Raw genomic sequence first — 18826 nt, 5'->3', positions numbered from 1 at the left:
CATCCGGCAGTCCGAGGGTTCTCGACGAGGAGAGCACGTGCCAAACGACTACGACTACGACGTCATCGTCGTCGGCTCCGGCTTCGGCGGTTCCGTCACCGCCCTGCGCCTGACCGAGAAGGGTTACAAGGTCGGTGTGCTCGAAGCCGGCCGCCGCTTCACCCGCGACACCCTGCCCAGGAACTCGTGGGACCTGAAGAACTACCTCTGGGCGCCGAAGCTCGGCATGTACGGCCTCCAGCGCATCCATCTGCTCGGGAATGTCATGGTCCTGGCAGGCGCGGGCGTGGGCGGCGGCTCCCTCAACTACGCCAACACGCTCTACGTCCCGCCCAAACCGTTCTTCCTGGACCCCCAGTGGCGGGACATCACCGACTGGCAGGACGAGCTGCGGCCGTACTACGACCAGGCCCAGCGCATGCTCGGCGTCCGCCTCAACCCGACGATGACCCCCTCCGACGTGCACCTGAAGGACGCCGCCGAGCGCATGGGCGTGGGCGGCACCTTCCACATGGCGCCGGTCGGCGTGTTCTTCGGCGACGGCAAGGACGCCGACGGATCGGTGACGGCCGAGCCCGGCCAGGAGGCCCCCGACCCGTACTTCGGCGGCGCCGGACCCGCCCGCCGGGCCTGCGCCGAGTGCGGCGAGTGCATGACCGGCTGCCGGCACGGCGCCAAGAACACCCTCAACGAGAACTACCTCCACCTCGCGGAGAAGGCGGGCGCGGTCGTCCACCCGATGACCACGGTCGTCTCCGTCACCGACGACTCCCGGGGCGGCTACGCGATCGCCACCCTGCCCACCGACAACCAGAAGAAGGGCGAGGGCCGCGTCTTCACCGCCCGCAAGGTCGTCCTCGCGGCCGGCACCTACGGCACCCAGACCCTCCTGCACCGTATGAAGGCCGACGGCCGGCTGCCGCACATATCCGACCGCCTCGGCATGCTGACCCGCACCAACTCCGAGGCCCTGGTGGGCGCCCAGACCACCGACCGGCGCTACCGCAAGGTCAGCGGCGGGACGAAGCCCGACTTCACCCGCGGGGTCGCCATCACCTCCTCGATCCACCCGGACGACAGCACCCACATCGAACCGGTGCGCTACGGCAAGGGCTCCAACTCGATGGGAGGCCTGTCGATCCTCCAGGTCCCCTACGCCGAAGGCTCCTCCCGCGTCCTGGCCTGGCTCGGCAACGCCGTCCGCCACCCGGTGCAGATGATGCGCTCGCTGTCCAACCGCCGCTGGTCGGAGAAGACGATCATCGGCCTGGTGATGCAGTCGCTGGACAACTCCCTGACGACGTATCTGAAGCCGGCCGGCGTCGGCAAGGGCCTGCTCACCGCGCGCCAGGGCCACGGCGCCCCCAACCCCAAGCAGATCAAGGCCGCCTCCGAGGGTGCCTCTGCGCTCGCGGCCTCGATCAACGGCTTCGCCGGATCCAACGTCGGCGAGCTGATGGGCACCCCGCTCACCGCCCACTTCCTCGGCGGCTGCCCGATCGGCGACTCCCCCGAGAGCGGCGTCATCGACCCGTACCACCGGCTCTACGGCCACCCGGGCATCTCGGTCGTCGACGGTGCCGCCGTCTCGGCGAACCTCGGCGTCAACCCGTCGCTGACGATCACCGCGCAGGCCGAGCGGGCGATGTCGTTCTGGCCCAACAAGGGCGAGGCCGACCCACGCCCGCGGCAGGGAGCGGCGTACGAGCGTCTGAAGCCGGTCGAGCCGCAGCAGCCGGCCGTGCCGGCGGAGGCGTTCGGCGCGCTGCGGCTGCCGTTCCTGGGCATGCCGGCGGTACCACCGAAGAAGGAGACCGCCGTATAGCCAGGCGGAGGCCGTACGGACGCGAATCGAGCCGACGGCGGACATGAAGAAGGACCTGCGCCCCCCTCCGAGCGCAGGTCCTTCTTGGTCTGTGAGATGCGGCGCCGAGGCTTACGCCTCGGCCTTCTTCCGGCGCACCACGAACACCGCGCCCGCACCGGCGACGACGGCGGCACCGCCGACCAGGCCGATCATGGGCAGCGCGGAGCCCGCGCCGGTCTCGGCGAGGCTGCCGGTGGCCTCGACCTGGCTGACGCTCTCCAGCTCGGTCGAACCGCCGGTCTGCGGCTTGGCGTCCTCCGTGTCACCGGGCTCGGAGCCGGCGGCCAGGATGTCGAACTCGTAGAGCCAGCCGTTCGGGTCGTCGGCGATCCAGCAGCCCTCGTCGTCCGCGTACTGCGCGAAGCCACCGGTCAGACCGATCGCGTCCGGCACGTCACCGCTGACGCTCAGCCGCATCTGGTACGAGATCGACTGGCCGGCGCCGAGCGTGAAGGCGGGGAACGTGCCGCCCTCGCCCGCCGCGCCCGCGATCGTCGTCCAGCCCGCGCCCTTGTCGTAGACCTGGACGGTGATCTCGCCCGAGTAGTCCTCCTCGTCCCAGCCGATGGCGGCGACGCCGATCAGCGGCACGATGTCCTGGATCTCCTCGTCACCGGTGTTGGAGACGTCGAAGGAGAACTCCTCCCAGCCGCTGCCCGCGACGACCTTGGCGGCCAGGCCGGAGAGACCGCTGTGCAGGTCCTCGCTGAGGCCGACCGAGTCGTCGGGGTTGGTGCAGAGCTCGGGGTCCTCGCCCGGGTCGGTGGACTCGCTCGCCGACGGCGAGGGCGAGACCGACGTGGAGGCGGTCGGGGACGGCGACTGCGTGGGCTCGGTCGTCTCCGTGGCGGAGGCGGAACCGGTCGGCGCCGGAGCGGTCTCGCTGGCCGTCTCGGTGGGGGCGGTAGCGGTCGCCTCGGGCGTGCTCTCCGTGGCCGACGGGATCTCGGTCGGGGTCGCGGACTCGGACACCGTCTCGGTCGCGGTCACGGTCGGGGACGCGGAGGACGGGTCCTCGGTCGCGAACGCGGCCGGTGCCGCGAGCAGCGCCAGCGGGGCTATCGCTGCCGTCGCGGCCGCTGCTGCCATGGCGCGGCGAAGCTTCATGATGACCTCAAGATGTCCGGTGCTGCGGTGGCGCAGCACGCGTGGGGCGGCGGGCCTCGCGTGTGGCGCGTCGTGACCCTTGATTTCAGGAGGTTTGATCCACGACCGCGGCGAAAGGTTGTCCCGCCCCTCACGGAATTTTTATGTGTCCTGGATCACAGGAGGCGCGGCCGGACTCGGCCAGACTCGGCGGGCCGCAATGGGGCGTCGAGGGGACGCCGACGGGACGCCGAGGGGACGTCGACGGGACCTCAGGGGACGTTGATGGGACGTCGGCCGGGTCTTGCCGCGGGCATGACGAAGGGCCCCGCGGGACGGAGCCGCGGGGCCCTTCTTTCGTCAGCACCGGCGTCAGGGCAGCGCCGGTGCCTGGGAAGCGGCGCCGGGGGGTCGCGCCGCTGGTCTCGAATGTTCGGCGGTAAGACATCGCAGTGCGCAGTGCGGGTGCTCGCGGTGCATGCGGGATGGCTGCATGGGACGCGAGCGGTGGGTGAGAGGCGAGGCCCTGTCAGCTCCGGGACGGGAGGGAGACGAGGGCCGCTCTCGGGTCGTACGGATGTTCCGCCGGTCGACCCCGGGCGTCCCCGGAGCCGACCGTTCTCTTGGGTGACCGGGCTGCTGTCCCCTGCCGTCCGGTCACTTCCCTGGAGCGAGGTCCCACGACGCACGGCACGATCCGCACGTCTCATCGCTCCAGCGAGCCACGCGTGGTTCTTTCGGGCCCGCCCCTGGCTGGCACGGACACCGGGACCAACGAAGCGGTCCGCCGGGCGGTCACGCGCCGTACGGGTGAGAGCGGATGCGTACGTACGTGCAAGGAACGCGGATTCAGATCTTGCCCCGGCACAGCTCCAGCAGCGTCATGGCGAGGGCGGTGCCGGGCTTGCCCAGCTCCTGCCGGTAGCGGCCCAGGATCTCCATCTCGCGGGAGAGGTTCACCCGGCGGCCGCCGGACGTGATCCGTGCCTCCTGGATCACCGCGGAGACGGCCATCCGTTCCTGGATCAGCCCGATGATCCGGTCGTCGAGCGCGTCCACGCGTTCCCGGGCGCCGGTGATCACATCGGCGGCCTCGGCGGTACGGGCGCCGGTCTGCTGCTGGGCGGTGGTGGCGGTCATACTGGGCTCCTTGTCGCGGTCTCGGGGTCTCGCCCCGGCTGGGTGCGGAGCCCCGGGCCGACAGGAACCGGAAAACGCCAGGCGCCCCGGGCCTTGTCGGCCCGGGGCGCCTGGGAAGTCGCTTGTCAGTTGCTCAAGCAGCACGACCATGGCATCCGGCGGGCCGGTTGCCATAGGTAAAGAGGAAGGTCGGGTGCGTGAGCATGCGGCCAGTATGCACGGGGCCGGGCCGGCGGCCAAAGCCGTTCGGATCCTGAGACGAACCTCTCAGCGCCGCGCGAGCCAGGACGAGCCGAGGGCCGAGGAGACGGGGCGGGGGCCGCGCGGCGGGCGACGGCGTCGGCCACGGCATCGGTGACGGGACGGTCCCGCAGCGGCCTTCGGTGGAAGTGACGGAATCGGTCCGACGGCCGTCTCGGTAGAATTGGACAGCACAGAGACCCCGCCCAAACCGCCGGAAGGCCCCCGTGTCATCAGCGACTCCCGCTGCCGCCGCCCCCGACACCGTTCTGGTCGTCGACTTCGGTGCGCAGTACGCCCAGCTCATCGCCCGTCGAGTCCGCGAGGCCCGGGTCTACAGCGAGATCGTGCCGAGCACCATGCCGGTCCAGGAGATGCTCGCCAAGAACCCGGCGGCGATCATCCTCTCCGGCGGCCCCTCGTCCGTGTACGAGGAGGGCGCCCCGCGCCTCGACAGCGCCCTCTTCGAGGCCGGCGTCCCCGTCTTCGGCATGTGCTACGGCTTCCAGCTGATGGCGCAGACCCTCGGCGGCACCGTCGACAACACCGGCGCCCGTGAGTACGGCCGCACCGACCTGCACGTCTCCCGCTCCTCCTCCACCCTCTTCGAGGGCACCCCGGACGAGCAGGCCGTGTGGATGTCGCACGGCGACGCCTGCTCCGCCGCCCCCGAGGGCTTCTCCGTCACGGCCTCCACAGACGTCGTCCCGGTCGCCGCCTTCGAGAACGACGAGAAGAAGCTCTACGGCGTCCAGTACCACCCCGAGGTCATGCACTCCACGCACGGCCAGCAGGTCCTGGAGCACTTCCTCTACCGCGGCGCGGGTCTCCAGCCGAACTGGACCACCGGCAACGTCATCGACGAGCAGGTCGCCGCGATCCGCGAGCTGGTCGGCGACAAGCGGGCCATCTGCGGTCTGTCCGGCGGCGTGGACTCCGCGGTCGCCGCCGCGCTGGTCCAGAAGGCCATCGGTTCCCAGCTGACCTGCGTCTACGTCGACCACGGCCTGATGCGCAAGGGCGAGACCGAGCAGGTCGAGAAGGACTTCGTCGCCGCGACCGGCGTACAGCTGAAGGTCGTGGACGCGGAGGAGCGGTTCCTCAAGGCGCTCGCCGGGGTCTCCGACCCCGAGGAGAAGCGGAAGATCATCGGCCGCGAGTTCATCCGCGTCTTCGAGCAGGCCCAGGCCGAGATCATCGCGGACGAGGGCCCGGCGGTCGAGTTCCTGGTCCAGGGCACCCTCTACCCGGACGTCGTCGAGTCCGGCGGCGGCACCGGCACCGCCAACATCAAGTCGCACCACAACGTCGGCGGCCTGCCCGAGGACCTCGAGTTCAAGCTGATCGAGCCGCTGCGCAAGCTGTTCAAGGACGAGGTCCGGATGGTCGGCCAGGAACTGGGCCTGCCCGAGGAGATCGTCCAGCGCCAGCCCTTCCCGGGCCCGGGCCTCGGCATCCGGATCGTCGGCGAGGTCACCAAGGAGCGGCTGGACCTGCTTCGCGAGGCCGACGCCATCGCCCGCGAGGAGCTGACCTCGGCCGGCCTCGACCGGGACATCTGGCAGTGCCCGGTGGTCCTGCTCGCGGACGTCCGCAGCGTCGGCGTCCAGGGCGACGGCCGCACCTACGGCCACCCCATCGTGCTGCGCCCCGTCTCCTCCGAGGACGCCATGACCGCCGACTGGTCCCGGCTGCCCTACGACGTCCTCGCCCGCATCTCCACCCGGATCACCAACGAGGTCCGCGACGTCAACCGCGTCGTCCTCGACGTGACCTCCAAGCCGCCGGGGACGATCGAGTGGGAGTGACCCCTACGTGCGCTTGATCGTGCGCAGGGGCGCGCCGGGCCTCCAGACCTGGACGACGAGGTAGGTGTCGTCCTCGACCGAGGTCCGGACGACCTCCGTCAGTTCGGTGCGGAAGAGGTGGAACGGCTCCGGCGGTTCCACCTCTTTCGTGTAGGCGGCCTTCACCCGCGGATCCTCCACCTCGATCGCCCGCCCGCCGATCCGCACGTCGCCGCCGCCCATCCCGGTGCCCTCGCCGGGGTTCGCCTGGAGCGCGAACCGCCCGTCGCGGCGCAGATCGAGCGCCTTCAGCGAGCCCGGCATCATGCCGAGCCACAGCTCGCCGTTCAGGAAACGCACCTCCAGGCCGGTGGTCCGGGGCGAGCCGTCCTTGCGGAGCGTCGCGAGGACGTGATGGGTGAACGCGCCGAAGCGCGCCTCGACCGTCTTCGCCAGTTCGGGTTCCGCCGTGACGAAGGTTTCCCAGTTGTTCGCTGCCATACGACGAGTGTGGCGCCGATACCCGACATCCGCTGTCCGGTATTCACCGGGCCGTCGGGTGGTGGCCTGCCAGGAGAGGGCGGGAGGGGTCGGCGAGGGCTGGTCGCCCAAGGTGGGTCGGCCGGGGCGGGGCGGCCAGGCGGGCCTGCCGGTCAGGCGGGCCTGCCGGTCAGGCGTTCAGGGCCGCCGGCCGTATGAAGCGCTCCCGCCCCGTCTCGTCCCGCACCGGGGCGCACCCCGCCGCCGCGAGGCGCTCGGCCAGCTTCGCGCGCCGGGCCGCGTTGATGCGCAGGGCGCCCAGCAGCACCACCGGCGGCAGGACGGTGAGCGGCAGCAGCACGGCGTACTTCCCGGTCAGCACCGCCACCAGCAGGAGGACCAGCGGGAACGACCAGGACATGGCCAGGAACTTCTTGCGGTCGACGGCGGAACCGAGCGCGTCGTACCGGATCAGCGCCATCAGCAGGTCGACCTCCGGCTGCGCCGCGGGCAGCGGGGTGAGCGTGCCCGGCTGCATGCCCGGCACCGGACCGCCCGCGCCGGCCAGCGGGAACGCCGCCGCGTTGGCCGCCGCCCGCTGCCGCGCCGCGTCCCCGGCGTCCCGCACGAGATAGACGCGCAGCGTCTTCTCCTTGCCCTCGACCCGGGCGTCCGCGTAGCGGAAACCGTAGGCCTCGGCGAGGTACGCGAGCGACCCGACGGTCTGCGCCTTCGCGAACGGGTGGTCCAGCTGGACGACGTCCTGGGACGCGACCTGTCGCATGACGGCCGTGATGTGCTGCTCGGCGAGACTCACGGGTGGCTCCTGGCTCTGGAAGGCCGAAAAAATGGCACTGAACTTCTGATTCCGGAAACCAGACCGGTGAACCCGCGCGAGGGTTGCACGCCGTCCCGTCGTTCGTCGCTGTGTTGCGTACGTCATCTTCCCGGGACGGCCTGTCCTTCCGAGCGGACCGACGGTAACTTCCGCCCCGTAGAGCAACCAGTGCTGGAGGACGCGATGCACGGGACCCCCCGGCCCACTCCGCCCCCGCCCCTGCCCACCGATCGGCTGCGGTTCGCCATGCCGCCGATGCACGAGACGGTCGAGGAGGAACGCCGGCACCGCAAGGAACGGCTTGCGGGCGCCCTGCGGATCTTCGGGCGGGCCGGCTTCGAGGACGGTGTCTCCGGGCACATCACCGCCCGCGACCCGGAGTTCTCCGACTGCTTCTGGGTGAACCCCTTCGGCATGCCCTTCAAGCACATCACCGTCAGCGACCTGGTCCTCGCCAACTCCGACGGACAGGTCCTGGAGGGCCGCTACCACGTCAACCAGGCCGCCTTCACCGTCCACGCCCAGGTGCACGCCGCCCGCCCCGACGTCGTCGCGGTCGCCCACTGCCACTCCGTGCACGGCCGCGCCCTGTCCGCCCTCGGCGACCTCCTGGACCCGATCACCCAGGAGAGCTGCGCCTTCTACGAGGACCACGCCCTCTACGACTCCTACACCGGCGTCTCCGTCGACACCGAGGAGGGCCGCCGGATCGCCTCCGCGCTCGGCTCCGGCAAGGCGCTGGTGCTGCGCAACCACGGACTGCTGACCGTCGGCGACTCCGTCGACGCGGCCGCGTGGTGGTTCCTGTCGATGGAGCGGTCCTGTCAGGTGCAGCTGACCGCGCGGGCGGCGGGCCGGCCGGTGCTGATCGACCACAAGGCGGCCGTGGCGACCCGAGAGCAACTGGGCGGCGACCTGGTGGCGTGGATCAACTACCAGCCGCTGTGGCAGGACATCAGCCGCAGCGAACCCGACCTGCTCACCTGACGCGTGCCCGACCTGCTCACCTGACGCGCGCCCGCCGCGGACCCGCGCGGCCTCGCCGTCACCGTTCCGCCGCCGAGGACCGGGGGATCGCCGCGCCGGACGATCCCGGCCATATCGAAGCTCCTCCAGCCGGGTCAACACACCGAGCGCGAATTCACCCGCCTTGACCAGACCGAGCGGACGCGGACGGCGTGGCGTAGGGCACAATTCGCTCTCGTCGAAGCGGAGTTGTACGGCGGCGTCGCACGGGCGTCGCGGGGCGGTGGCCGGGAAGGACGGGCGTCGGGCGTGGCGGTGCAGGAGGCGAGACAGGGCGCGGAGCCGGGAACGTACGGCGGCGCCCATGGGGGCGGCTGTACCTGCGGGGACTGCCCGCACGGGGCACGCGAGGGACATCGGCGGGCCGTCGCCGCGTTCCTGTCGAAACGGGACGAGTTCGCGGCCGGACAAGGGCTGCCGGCGGCGGTGGCGCACTCCGTCTCCGCCTCCCGCCAGTGGGTCTCGGACGAGCTGACCCAGTCCGCCCAGCTCGTCGCCGCGCGCGGCCGCGCCGAGGGCGAGGCCTGGCTGGCCCGGCTGTGGCGGTGGACGGCGGCGGTGGTGTGGGCGCTGGTCCTGCTGTTGCTGCTGGTGCAGGCGTTCACGGCGATCGGCGCGGGCTGGTCGGCGGCCCGCACGGCCGGACTGCTCGCCGCGCTGGTGGTGGGCGGGGCGCTGACCGCCGCCTCCTGGTTCCACCGGGCGCGCGGCGGGGCGCTCGCGCCGGTGATCGGCGAGGACAACCGGCTGTCCACCTCCCGTGCCGTGGCCGCGGCCTGGGTGCTGTTCGTCGCCTACGCGGTGCTGGTGCTGGCCGCACAGCTGGCGGCCGCCTCGGACCACGACGAGCGGGACGCGCTGATCGCCGGGCTCGAACTCGCCCGCGGCGCCGGTGTGGTGACCGTGCTCGCGGTGGTGTGCGGGATCGCGGTGCTGGTACGGCGGGTGGTCGGGCTGCGTGTGCTGTCCCAGCGGTTGCAGAAGGTCCGCGCGGACCGGCCACGGGCTGCCGATCTGCTCACCGACGACGCCGGCCGGGGCAACTTCGCCGACCTCCAGTACGTGGTGATCAGCACGGTCGCCCTCGTCTTCGGCGCGGTACGGCTGGCCCGCCGCCCGGACCAGCTGCCCGACCTGCCGTGGGGTCTCGCGGTGGTTGTGCTGATCTCGGCCGCGACCTACCTGGCCGGCAAGTACAGCGAGGGCGGCCGGCCCGTGGTGCTCTCCGTCGTCCGCGCCCGGGAGGCCGGTGACCTCGACGCGCCCATCCGCACCGGCGAGGACATCGAGATCCGCGGCGCCGGCTTCGTCCCGCCGGGCGCCCAGGGCGCCGACCGGCTGTCGCGGATGGCGGTACGGATCGGGTCGGTCCACGTCCATGTGCCGCTCGTGCCCGTCGCCGGTGGCTTCAGCAACCCCACGGACACGCTGCTCACCGTGCCCGTGCCGGTCGACGTCGAGCCGGGCCGGGTGACCGTGCAGGTCGTCACGGCGGCGGGCGCGGAGACCAACCCGTACGTGATCGAGGTGACGGAGTAGATGACGGAATAGGAGGAGCGGGGAGAGCAGCGCGAGCAGGGGGAGCAAGGGGAGGAGAGGGCGCAGCACGGTGCGGCCGACCGCGCGGATCCGCGAAACAGTCCGGTACATGAGTGAGCGGCTCCTCCCTTTCGTACGTATCGTCTGATGAGGGGTCACGGCACGGCGGGCGAGAGGCGGCGATCTGCGATGACTCACGGTATTCGTCCGGACACCCACACATCGCAGACCGGTGGAGGCGGGGACTGGCGGAGCACCGCCACCCACTACGCCCTGCTGCCCCTGCGGATCTTCCTCGGCGTCACCTTCACCTACGCCGGCCTCGACAAGCTCACCGACAGCGCCTTCATGCAGAGCGCCGGATCCGGCTCGGTCGGCGACCTGATGCGGACCGTCCGTGACTCCTCGGCCGTCCCGGCTCTGGTCGACCTGGCCCTGAAGAGCCCCGTCGGCTTCGGCTACGCCATCGCCCTCGGTGAACTCGCCGTCGGCATCGGCACCCTGCTCGGCCTCCTCGCCCGGATCGCCGCCCTCGGCGGCGCCCTGATCTCCCTCAGCCTGTGGCTGACCGTGAGCTGGGCCTCCGACCCCTACTACTACGGCAACGACCTGGCCTACCTCATGGCCTGGATCCCCCTCGTCCTCGCCGGTGCCCCGTACCTCTCCCTGGACGCCGCCTTGCGAGCGCGGCGACGGGATCAGGTGGTGGCATAGGCGCGAGCGCCCGCGCGCCGCTGCCTCTGGCCGGCCTCACCAGTAGCGAAGTGGCCGGAGCCGGCGAGCCCGGGCTTCCCGGCCCGGGTCAGCCCCGGGGCTCGCCCGTGCGCGGTGCCGCGGTGTCGCGGCGGCGTATCGCCCGGCCCAGGACGCCTGCCGCGCCGGCCAGGCACAGGCCGCCGACGACCAGCGGGATCACCGCGAACCACGGTGTCTCCCACGCGCCGCCCGCGTCCCCGGCGTAGACCACGCCCGCGACGACGAGGAAGAACCCCGCGACGAGCCTTCCCGGCTGGAACTCATGACGCAGCACGGCTCACCTCCACCTGTCCCACCCCGACCTGGAGGTCGAGATCGATCGTGCCGGCCCCCTTCGTGCCCTTCGCCGGCTCCAGGGTCACCTGCTTGTACTTGCCCGGCGCCACATCCACGTCCTGTTTCCGGTCGCCCGGCAGCTGGATGTCACCCACGCCCACATCGATGTCAGCCGTCACCTTCACGTCCCTCGGCACGATCACATGCAGCCGGCCCACTCCCACCTCGGCCGCCGTGGTCAGCGTCTGGCCCTTGCCTGGGTCGAGCTCGGACAGGTCCAGGGTGCCCACGCCGGTGCCGAGGTCGTACTTCTCCCGTATGTCCGCCACCACCGTGGGCTGCCAAGTCGTGCGCACCCACTGGGTGCCGATGTCCTTGGGCAGCGCGGCCGAGCCGGCGAGCAGCGCGGCCGTGACGAGCGCCAGGAACACCGACCCCGCGCCCGTCCGTCCCAGGAAGGCACTGATCGCGATGCCGAGACCGAGGACGGCGAGCGCGCAGGACAGGCCGGTCTGGAGGCTGGTGCCGAGCGGGTGTTCGTCCCACGTCAGTCTGGCGCCGAGACCGCCCGCGACGAGGGCGAGCAGGAAGACCCAGCCGCCGATCCAGCGGGGGCCGCGCGGCTTCGTCGGCTCCCGGCGCACGTCGCGCGGATGCTCGCGGCCGTGCGGGTAGGAGTCGAGGTCGACAGCGACGGTGAGCGCGATGTCTCGGTCCCTGGAGTCGCGCGGGCCCCACAGATAACCGGTGCCGCCGACATGCGTGCCGTCCTTGACTATCGGGTCGCGCCACCAGGAGTAGGCGATGGGCGCCGGCGGGGCCTGCGCCTCCGGCGGGGCGTCGGCGGCGGCCTGCGCGGCGAGTGGATCCGGGTCCTCGGCGCCGCGCCGCTGCGACCAGTATCCGGCGCCGGCGAGCAGCAGGGAGAGGACGACGGCGAAGGTCAGCACCCCGCCGTTGTTCAGCATCGACAGGAAGACTCCGCAGCCGACCAGTGCGAACAGCACCGCGGCGAGGGCCTGGCCGTCGACCCGGCCGGTGAGCAGCTTGTGGACCTCGTTCTCGTCCTCGTCGTCGTACGGGACGAAGAGCCAGGCGAAGCCGTAGAAGATGAGGCCGATTCCGCCGGTGGCCGCCAGCACCGCCAGGGTGATCCGGAAGATGACGGGGTCCATGTCGCACTGCCGTCCGAGCCCGGCGCACACGCCGGCGATCGTCTTGTGCCGCCGGTCCCGCCGGAAGTGCCGCAGCCCTTCGACCGCCCCCGCTTCCTCGGAGGCGTCGGGTCCCGTCCGCCGTCCGGCGTCGTCCGGTGCTCCGGGCTGGTCCGTCGTCGGCACCCCGCTCACCCTCGCTCCTTTGGTCCGGCCCGCCTCGTCGGGTGTGCCCCGCTGTCCGTCCGTGCCCAGCTCGGTCGGCGCGTTCTCCTGATCGCGCCCGCCCGCCCGCTCGTGCGAGCCCGCGCGCTCCTGTGCGCGTGGGTCCGCACCCGCGGAGGCCGTGGTCGCCGGGTCGGACGCGGCGCCCGCGTCGGGCCCGGGATCCGCGGCGTGCTGGTGATCAGTCATGGGTCCATGGTGACGGTCGAGGGGCCTCGGCGGCAGTCGGAACGACCCTGGCCGAACCCTGATATCGCCCCTGACGCGAGGCGTGGGATCCGTGCGACCGGCCGCCCCGCCGAAGATCAGGGGAGTCTCGGGGGTCGACCCTGATGCTCGGGCCCGGCCGCCGTGTGACCATCGATGGCATGCCGGAAGCCGCAACCGCAGCAGCGCCACTCGCCGAACCGCAGCCGCCGCGCAAGCTCTACCGCAGCAGTGACGGACGCTGGCTCGGTGGTGTGGCGCGGGGGCTGGCGGGACATCTCGGGCTGCCCGTGATCTGGGTCCGCCTGGTGTTCGTCGGCCTGTTCATGGCCGACGGTCTCGGCGCGCTGCTGTATGCCGCGTTCTGGTTCTTCGTGCCGCTCGGCGTCGGCGGTGTGGACGCCGACAGGCCGCCGTCGCTCGTCACCACCGACGGCTCGGCCGACGGCCGCCGCAGACTCACCCGCAAACCCGACAAGGGCCAGATCGTCGCGCTGCTGCTGATGGTCGTCGTGGCCATGGTCTTCGTCAGCAGCGTCAACCTGGGCAGCGGCGCCAAGGCCTACCTCCTGCCCGCCGTCCTCGTCGGAGCCGGTGTCGCCCTGGTCTGGCGCCAGGCGGACAACGCCCGCCGGGCCCGCTGGGTGGAGGTCGGCCGCCGTCGGCGCACGCTCACCCTGCTGCGTGCCGTGGGCGGAGTCCTGCTGGTCACGGCCGGCGTCTCCGGCATCTTCGTCCTGCAGGGCTCCGCCGCCCACCTCGGCTCGGTCCTCCAGGCGGCCCTCGCGGTCCTCGTCGGCATCACGCTCCTCGCCGGCCCGTATCTCGTGCGGATGACCCAGGACCTCTCGGAGGAGCGTCTGATGCGCATCCGCGCTCAGGAGCGCGCCGAGGTCGCCGCCCATGTGCACGACTCGGTGCTGCACACCCTGACGCTGATCCAGCGCAACGCGGAGAACGCCGGCGAGGTGCGCCGGCTCGCCCGCGCCCAGGAGCGCGACCTGCGCACCTGGCTCTACAAACCGGAGGGCACCGGCAAGGACGAGGAGGACGAGCCCAGCACCCTCGCCGACGCGGTGCGGCGCAACGCCGCCGAGGTGGAGGACAAGCACGGCGTCCCGATCGAGGTCGTGGTCGTCGGCGACTGCCCGCTCGACGAGAGGACCAGCGCACAGATGCAGGCCGCGCGCGAGGCGATGGTGAACGCCGCCAAGTACGGTGGCGAGGGCGGCGCCGTGCAGGTCTACGCCGAAGTCGAGGGAAGAACGGTCTTCGTGTCCGTGCGGGACCGCGGCCCCGGCTTCGATCCCGACTCGATACCCGCCGACCGCATGGGTGTCAGAGAATCGATCATCGGCCGTATGGAACGCAACGGCGGTACGGCCCGGCTGCGGGCGGTACCCGACGGCGGCACGGAGGTCGAGCTGGAGATGGAGAGGGCGGAGAAGACGTCATGAGCGACCCGACCGAGACGAGCGGAACAGCGGGAGCGGCACAGCCGGCCGAGACCGCGGAGACGGCCGGCCAGGGCACCGGCGGGCGTCGGGTGCGTGTCGTCCTGGTCGACGACCACCGGATGTTCCGCACGGGCGTGCAGGCCGAGATCGGCCGGACCGAGGAGACCGGTGTCGAGGTCGTCGGCGAGGCCGCGGACGTCGACCAGGCGGTCACCGTCATCACCGCGACCCGGCCCGAGGTCGTCCTCCTCGATGTGCATCTGCCGGGCGGCGGTGGTGTGGAAGTGCTGCGCCGCTGCGCCCCGTTGATGTCCGACGCCGAGCGGCCTGTCCGCTTCCTCGCGCTGTCCGTCTCGGACGCGGCGGAGGATGTGATCGGCGTGATCCGGGGCGGTGCGCGGGGCTATGTGACGAAGACGATCACCGGCTCGGACCTCATCGACTCGATCTTCCGGGTGCAGGAGGGCGACGCGGTCTTCTCGCCGCGCCTCGCCGGGTTCGTGCTCGACGCCTTCGCCTCCACCGACGCCCCGCCGGTCGACGAGGACCTGGACCGTCTCACCCAGCGCGAGCGCGAGGTGCTGCGGCTCATCGCCCGGGGATACGCGTACAAGGAGATCGCCAAGCAGCTGTTCATCTCCGTGAAGACGGTGGAGTCCCATGTCTCCGCCGTCCTCCGCAAGCTCCAGCTGTCCAACCGGCACGAGCTGACCCGCTGGGCGACGGCGCGGCGACTGGTCTGAGCGGGCGCGCCGGCGCGGCACCCGTCAGTGGTGGCTCGGCCGGGCCGCCCGTCCCAGCAGGCGCAGCGCCCACCGGTAGTGCCGTACGGCCTTCACTGCGCCGATCAGTCCGGTCAGCCAGAGGATCATGCCGATGCCCATCCCGAGGGTGACGTCGGCGTAGGACGACCGGCCGGGCCTCGCCTCCGCGGCGGCGGCGAAGGAGGCCCACAGGCCGATCGCGCCGACCGCGAAGGAGGACAGCAGCCAGAAGAGGCTGAGACCGGGGGAGCGCAGGCGGGAGTCGGTCGGCGGGTGGGTGTCCAGCGACAGCCAGGCGTCCGTGAGTTGGCCGATCTGGCGGTCGCGGCGGACGGCGAGGACCACCGCGATGACCGACGGGGCGAGGGAGGCCAGGCCGAGAAGGCCGAAGACCGGGCCGAGGATGAATCCGAGGGGGTCCTTCTCCTCGATCTGCTGCAACGGCAGCACCAGCAGCGACCAGCCGATGATCGCCGCGAGCGCCAGCAGCCACAGCAGCAGGATCCGGTGCACCCCGAGGCTGCGCCGCCGCAGTTCCTCCAGCGCCCGTCCCCGGTCGGCCAGCAGCGACGCCCGGTCCGGCCAGGTCCGGACGTGCGGCGGCGGAGGCGGCGGGGGCAGCGGCGAGCGGGGCATCAGGTCCTTCTGGAAGGCGGGACGGCGGGGACGTACGAGGCGGCGCACCGCCGCTTCGACGTGTGACGCTACCGTGCCGCCGTGCTCATGCCATTGCGCATGCCCCGTGCGCGGCGCTTCTCACACCACGCGGGTGGCCCCCGCGAACGGCATCTCGTCGATCGGCGCGACCCGGACCGGAGCGGAGGGGTTGGGGGCGTGGACCATCTGGCCGTTGCCGACGTAGAGGCCGACGTGGGTGATGCCGGAGTAGAAGAACACCAGGTCTCCAGGCTGGAGTTCGGAGCGTGCGACGCGGCTGCCGGCGCTGATCTGGGCGTAGGTGGTGCGCGGCAGGGAGACGCCGGCGGAGCGGTAGGCGGCCTGGACCAGGCCCGAGCAGTCGAAGGCGTCGGGGCCGGTGGCGCCCCAGACATAGGGACTGCCGAGCTTGGAGTAGGCGTACGAGACGGCCGCGGCCGCACGGGAGTTGAGCGCCGCCGTCCCCGGACCGCCGGGCGCCGACAGGGCCTCGCGCGCGGCCGACGCGCCCCGGGAGGCGCGGTCCGTGCCGTCCTGGGTGACCCGGGCCCGCTCCTCGGCGGTGAGCCGGGACAGCAACAGCCGGGCCGCGTCCAGCTTGCCGGTGATCGTCTGCTTGTGCCGCTTCAGCTCCGCCTGACGCGAGGTCAGCGACGTCAGCTCGACGCGGGCCGCGCCGCGCAGCTGCTCGATCTCCCGCAGCTGCTCGCGGACCCCGGTGACGGCGGCGGACTGCCGGTCGCCGGCCCGTTCGGCGAAGGCGGCGCCCTCCAGGTACTGGTCGGGATCGTCGGAGAGCACCAGTTGCAGCGCCGGGTCGAGGCCGCCGCCGCGGTACTGTGCCGCGGCGATGGAACCCAGGGCGTTCCGTGCCGAGTTGAGCCGGTCCTGCCTACGGGCCGCCTCGTCCTGGAGGGTCGCGAGCCGCTTCTCGGCCGCCTCGGCCTTCTCCTTGGCGCCGTTGTACTTCTCGGTGGCGGCCTCCGCCTCCTGGTACAGCTTGTCCACCCTGGCCTTGACCTGCGCCGGTGTCAGCTCCGGTGCGGCCTGCCCGGTGCCCTCGAACGCCGTCGCGGTCGCCGCGCCCGCGAGGGCGATGGTCGCCGCCGTACGGGCCCGATGGCCGCCGATCGAGCGGTGCCGGAGCTTGCGGTGCGCTGCCACGTGGACTGCACGTCCTTTCCTACGGCCGGGAGGTCTGCGCGGTCCGGCGGCGGCCCGGTACAGGGGAGCGGGGCCGCCGCCGGACCTTCTCGGCGGAGGTGTCCGGCTGCCGCCCCTGGCCCGGACGGCGGTGGGAGGCCGGACACCTGGGGGAGGACGCTAGGCCGCTGTGTGTCGGAGCGGTAACGGGATGTACGGAAGTGATGGGAGTGGACCGTCCGGTGTCCGTCTGTGACCGCGTTTTCCTGACGGGGTCGTCGACATCGCAGGGAGCTGACCGAAGTGACGATTCTGGAACTCGTGTGTTGACGGGATGCTATGGGCCGGTGTCGGACGGCCGGGAGGGACCTCGTTAGGCTCCGGCCCTATGGACGTACTCATCCATCTCTTCGTCGGCCTGCACATCATCGGCATCGCGGCGCTGCTCGGCGGCTTCCTCACGCAGATGAAGGCGATGGGGCAGGGCACCGCCCGCTTCGTCCCGGCCATGCTGCACGGCGCCCTGACGATGCTGGTCACCGGCGTGGTGCTGGTCGGCCTCAACCAGGCCGACGACCAGCCGGTCGACAACATCAAGATCGGCGTGAAGCTGGCCCTGCTGATCGTGATCCTCGGCCTCGTCTACGTGAAGCGGGACGATGACAGGGTGGACAAGGGCCTCTTCGGCCTGGTGGGCCTGCTGACCACGGCGAACATCTTCATCGCGGTGCTCTGGACCTGAGCTTCGGCCCGCGGTGCCGCGCGGTCGAGGGCCGTACGGCGGCCCGGGCGGCCGTGGCCGCGCGCGCGGCGACCGCGAGCCAGGCGGCCACCGCGATCCACAGCAGCACCTCGCCCGGCACCTCGAACCCGGGAAGGTCCAGGGCGGAGGCGACCGACAGCATCGCCGCCGCCGTCATCCCCATCGGGAACACGGTGGCCCAGCGGCGTACGTCGTGCCGCGGCCGCGGCCTCGCCACCTCCGCGGCCAGCAGTACGGCGTACCAGCACAGATCCAGCACCAGCAGCGTGAGCGTCACGGTGCGCAGGACGCCGAGGTCGTCGAGGTTCCACAGATACAGGTCCGGCCCGTCGGCGGCGATGAGCTTCGCGCCGGCCAGCGCCGAGATGGCGAGCGCGCCGCCCGCGACCCAGTGGTCCCCTGCGCCCTCGACGACCTGCCGCGGATCGAAACGCGACAGCGCGAACCCGTAGATCACGATCCCCAGCCAGAACAGCACCATCGCGGTGTACGCGAGCCAGGCCACCGTCTCCGCCTGCGCGAGCGTCGCGGCGAGCACCGCGAGCCCCTGGGTCGCCACGCACGTCAGGAAGACCGCGCCCGGCATCCGCCGACGCCGGTGCTTGAGGACCAGCACGAGCAGTACCGGCCACAGCACGGCCGCCAGCGCCAGGATCGCCTCGGCCACCGGCTGCCGGCCCAGCGTCGAGAAGCGCGCTCCGAGGACCGTCGTCGCCGCCACCGCGGTCAGCGCGGCGGGCGTGCCGGCCTCCCGCAGCCAGCGCTCCCGCTGCCACAGCAGCCGTACGACGAAGTCCGCCGCGAGGGCGAGCCAGCCGACGCAGGCCACCGCGAGGAAGACGCGCGACAGCACCGCGTGGCCCGTCAGACCCAGGCCGATCGAGATGATGCCGGTCGCCATCACGGCGGCTCCGGCCGCCGGTGGACGCTGCGCCCACCAGGCGCGGAGGGGGGAGGTGCCGGGCATGGGGCGATGCTAAGGAGCCGCACGCGCGCCGCGGGCGGGCCACGCGCGCGGGCGGGGTGAAAACCACGCGGGCGCGGGCAGCGGGGCAGACGCACGCCGCGGCGAGCGCCGAGGCCCACGCTCGGCGAGCACACGGCACCAGCACCGCTCCCAGCGCCTGCTGCCCGGCCCTCAGTGCCGGGCCTTCAGCGCCCGCCGCCCGGAGTCCGGCGTCCGACGCCTGGCGTTCGCCCCCGACGCCCGGCCCTCAGCACCCGCCGCGCGGCGGTCGGCCTCCACCGCTTGGCCTCCGGCGCCCAGCGTCCGGCCTTCAGTGCCCGCCGCTGGGCGTCCGGCCCCCGATGCCCGGCCTCCAGCGCCTAGCTGTATTGATCACGAGCGTTGTTGACACGGGTCGGTCTTGATCGTGGCGAAGACCCCCGTGTGTGGTGGAGGTGTCGAATCTTCACCGCAC

The 18826-nt window shown here is 72.2% G+C and carries 17 protein-coding genes; 8 read left to right on the top strand and 9 right to left on the bottom strand.

What is annotated here, in order from left to right; translation table 11 throughout:
• Positions 1-37: 37 nt before the first annotated feature.
• Complete coding sequence (locus tag ABT232_RS08030; RefSeq protein ID WP_351837494.1) at positions 38-1825, top strand: GMC family oxidoreductase N-terminal domain-containing protein; 1788 nt, start codon at positions 38-40, stop codon at positions 1823-1825.
• 111 nt (positions 1826-1936) lie between these two features.
• Here the strand turns inward: ABT232_RS08030 and ABT232_RS08025 are convergent, their stop codons facing one another.
• Both ABT232_RS08025 and ABT232_RS08020 read right to left on the bottom strand, forming a co-directional pair.
• Positions 1937-2956: an LPXTG cell wall anchor domain-containing protein gene (locus ABT232_RS08025; protein ID WP_351837493.1), complete on the bottom strand. Its 1020-nt coding sequence runs from the start codon at positions 2954-2956 to the stop codon at positions 1937-1939.
• A gap of 846 nt (positions 2957-3802) precedes the next feature.
• A complete protein-coding gene (locus ABT232_RS08020) occupies positions 3803-4093 on the bottom strand; it encodes a chorismate mutase (protein WP_351837490.1) in 291 nt (96 codons plus the stop codon).
• 467 nt (positions 4094-4560) lie between these two features.
• On the opposite strand from ABT232_RS08020, the gene guaA reads away from it, so the two are divergent.
• On the top strand, positions 4561-6141 hold the full coding sequence (guaA, locus tag ABT232_RS08015; RefSeq protein WP_351837487.1) for a glutamine-hydrolyzing GMP synthase: 1581 nt from the start codon (positions 4561-4563) through the stop codon (positions 6139-6141).
• A gap of 3 nt (positions 6142-6144) precedes the next feature.
• Here the strand turns inward: guaA and ABT232_RS08010 are convergent, their stop codons facing one another.
• The gene (locus ABT232_RS08010) at positions 6145-6621 is read right to left on the bottom strand and encodes a pyridoxamine 5'-phosphate oxidase family protein (RefSeq protein ID WP_351837485.1); all 477 of its coding nucleotides are present in this window, start codon (positions 6619-6621) and stop codon (positions 6145-6147) included.
• Positions 6622-6790: 169 nt separating this feature from the next.
• Positions 6791-7417, bottom strand: a complete 627-nt coding sequence (locus ABT232_RS08005) for a hypothetical protein (RefSeq protein WP_351837482.1) — start codon at positions 7415-7417, stop codon at positions 6791-6793.
• 204 nt (positions 7418-7621) lie between these two features.
• Between ABT232_RS08005 and ABT232_RS08000 the strand changes: the two genes are divergently transcribed.
• The 3 genes from ABT232_RS08000 to ABT232_RS07990 all read left to right on the top strand — a co-directional run bounded on the left by ABT232_RS08000 (position 7622) and on the right by ABT232_RS07990 (position 10717).
• Positions 7622-8425, top strand: coding sequence for a class II aldolase/adducin family protein (locus ABT232_RS08000; RefSeq protein WP_351837479.1), 804 nt, complete (start codon positions 7622-7624; stop codon positions 8423-8425).
• 288 nt (positions 8426-8713) lie between these two features.
• The gene (locus ABT232_RS07995; protein ID WP_351837476.1) at positions 8714-10003 is read left to right on the top strand and encodes a hypothetical protein; all 1290 of its coding nucleotides are present in this window, start codon (positions 8714-8716) and stop codon (positions 10001-10003) included.
• Positions 10004-10192: 189 nt separating this feature from the next.
• Positions 10193-10717 (top strand): DoxX family protein, encoded by a 525-nt coding sequence (locus ABT232_RS07990; RefSeq protein ID WP_351837473.1) that lies wholly within the window; start codon positions 10193-10195, stop codon positions 10715-10717.
• A gap of 88 nt (positions 10718-10805) precedes the next feature.
• Here the strand turns inward: ABT232_RS07990 and ABT232_RS07985 are convergent, their stop codons facing one another.
• Both ABT232_RS07985 and ABT232_RS07980 read right to left on the bottom strand, forming a co-directional pair.
• Positions 10806-11033 carry a hypothetical protein gene (locus tag ABT232_RS07985; protein ID WP_351837470.1) on the bottom strand — a complete coding sequence of 76 codons (228 nt, stop codon included), beginning with the start codon at positions 11031-11033 and terminating at the stop codon, positions 10806-10808.
• Positions 11020-12603, bottom strand: a complete 1584-nt coding sequence (locus tag ABT232_RS07980; protein ID WP_351837468.1) for a PspC domain-containing protein — start codon at positions 12601-12603, stop codon at positions 11020-11022. Before ABT232_RS07980 ends, ABT232_RS07985 begins: the two co-directional genes overlap by 14 nt.
• A 179-nt stretch (positions 12604-12782) precedes the next feature.
• Between ABT232_RS07980 and ABT232_RS07975 the strand changes: the two genes are divergently transcribed.
• Together ABT232_RS07975 and ABT232_RS07970 are read left to right on the top strand one after the other, a co-directional pair.
• Positions 12783-14078: an ATP-binding protein gene (locus ABT232_RS07975; protein ID WP_351837465.1), complete on the top strand. Its 1296-nt coding sequence runs from the start codon at positions 12783-12785 to the stop codon at positions 14076-14078.
• Positions 14075-14821 carry a LuxR C-terminal-related transcriptional regulator gene (locus ABT232_RS07970; RefSeq protein ID WP_351837463.1) on the top strand — a complete coding sequence of 249 codons (747 nt, stop codon included), beginning with the start codon at positions 14075-14077 and terminating at the stop codon, positions 14819-14821. The genes ABT232_RS07975 and ABT232_RS07970 overlap by 4 nt, the downstream gene beginning before the upstream one ends.
• A gap of 24 nt (positions 14822-14845) precedes the next feature.
• Here ABT232_RS07970 and ABT232_RS07965 read toward each other — a convergent pair whose 3' ends face one another.
• Together ABT232_RS07965 and ABT232_RS07960 are read right to left on the bottom strand one after the other, a co-directional pair.
• On the bottom strand, positions 14846-15478 hold the full coding sequence (locus ABT232_RS07965) for a hypothetical protein (protein WP_351837460.1): 633 nt from the start codon (positions 15476-15478) through the stop codon (positions 14846-14848).
• 120 nt (positions 15479-15598) lie between these two features.
• A complete protein-coding gene (locus ABT232_RS07960; protein ID WP_351837458.1) occupies positions 15599-16663 on the bottom strand; it encodes a C40 family peptidase in 1065 nt (354 codons plus the stop codon).
• Positions 16664-17030: 367 nt separating this feature from the next.
• Here ABT232_RS07960 and ABT232_RS07955 point away from each other — a divergent pair, with 367 nt between their 5' ends.
• Positions 17031-17384, top strand: a complete 354-nt coding sequence (locus ABT232_RS07955) for a hypothetical protein (RefSeq protein ID WP_351837456.1) — start codon at positions 17031-17033, stop codon at positions 17382-17384.
• Here the strand turns inward: ABT232_RS07955 and ABT232_RS07950 are convergent.
• Positions 17362-18372, bottom strand: a complete 1011-nt coding sequence (locus ABT232_RS07950) for a tellurite resistance/C4-dicarboxylate transporter family protein (RefSeq protein ID WP_351837453.1) — start codon at positions 18370-18372, stop codon at positions 17362-17364. The two genes, ABT232_RS07955 and ABT232_RS07950, sit on opposite strands and share 23 nt — an antisense overlap.
• Positions 18373-18826 lie beyond the last annotated feature (454 nt).

It is taken from the genome of Streptomyces sp. NPDC001532 (assembly GCF_040298625.1).
Taxonomy (GTDB): Bacteria; Actinomycetota; Actinomycetes; order Streptomycetales; family Streptomycetaceae; genus Streptomyces.
Note: the sequence above shows the minus strand (reverse complement) of the source record. Positions and strands in the feature narration are given on the sequence as shown.

Coding starts and splice junctions, on each gene's coding strand:
- ABT232_RS08025 (WP_351837493.1), bottom strand. CDS start 2,956: ATGGCAGCAGCGGCCGCGACGGCAGCGATAGCCCCGCTGGCGCTGCTC.
- ABT232_RS08020 (WP_351837490.1), bottom strand. CDS start 4,093: ATGACCGCCACCACCGCCCAGCAGCAGACCGGCGCCCGTACCGCCGAG.
- ABT232_RS08010 (WP_351837485.1), bottom strand. CDS start 6,621: ATGGCAGCGAACAACTGGGAAACCTTCGTCACGGCGGAACCCGAACTG.
- ABT232_RS08000 (WP_351837479.1), top strand. CDS start 7,622: ATGCACGGGACCCCCCGGCCCACTCCGCCCCCGCCCCTGCCCACCGAT.
- ABT232_RS07990 (WP_351837473.1), top strand. CDS start 10,193: ATGACTCACGGTATTCGTCCGGACACCCACACATCGCAGACCGGTGGA.
- ABT232_RS07980 (WP_351837468.1), bottom strand. CDS start 12,603: ATGACTGATCACCAGCACGCCGCGGATCCCGGGCCCGACGCGGGCGCC.
- ABT232_RS07975 (WP_351837465.1), top strand. CDS start 12,783: ATGCCGGAAGCCGCAACCGCAGCAGCGCCACTCGCCGAACCGCAGCCG.
- ABT232_RS07970 (WP_351837463.1), top strand. CDS start 14,075: ATGAGCGACCCGACCGAGACGAGCGGAACAGCGGGAGCGGCACAGCCG.
- ABT232_RS07965 (WP_351837460.1), bottom strand. CDS start 15,478: ATGCCCCGCTCGCCGCTGCCCCCGCCGCCTCCGCCGCCGCACGTCCGG.
- ABT232_RS07955 (WP_351837456.1), top strand. CDS start 17,031: ATGGACGTACTCATCCATCTCTTCGTCGGCCTGCACATCATCGGCATC.
- ABT232_RS07950 (WP_351837453.1), bottom strand. CDS start 18,372: ATGCCCGGCACCTCCCCCCTCCGCGCCTGGTGGGCGCAGCGTCCACCG.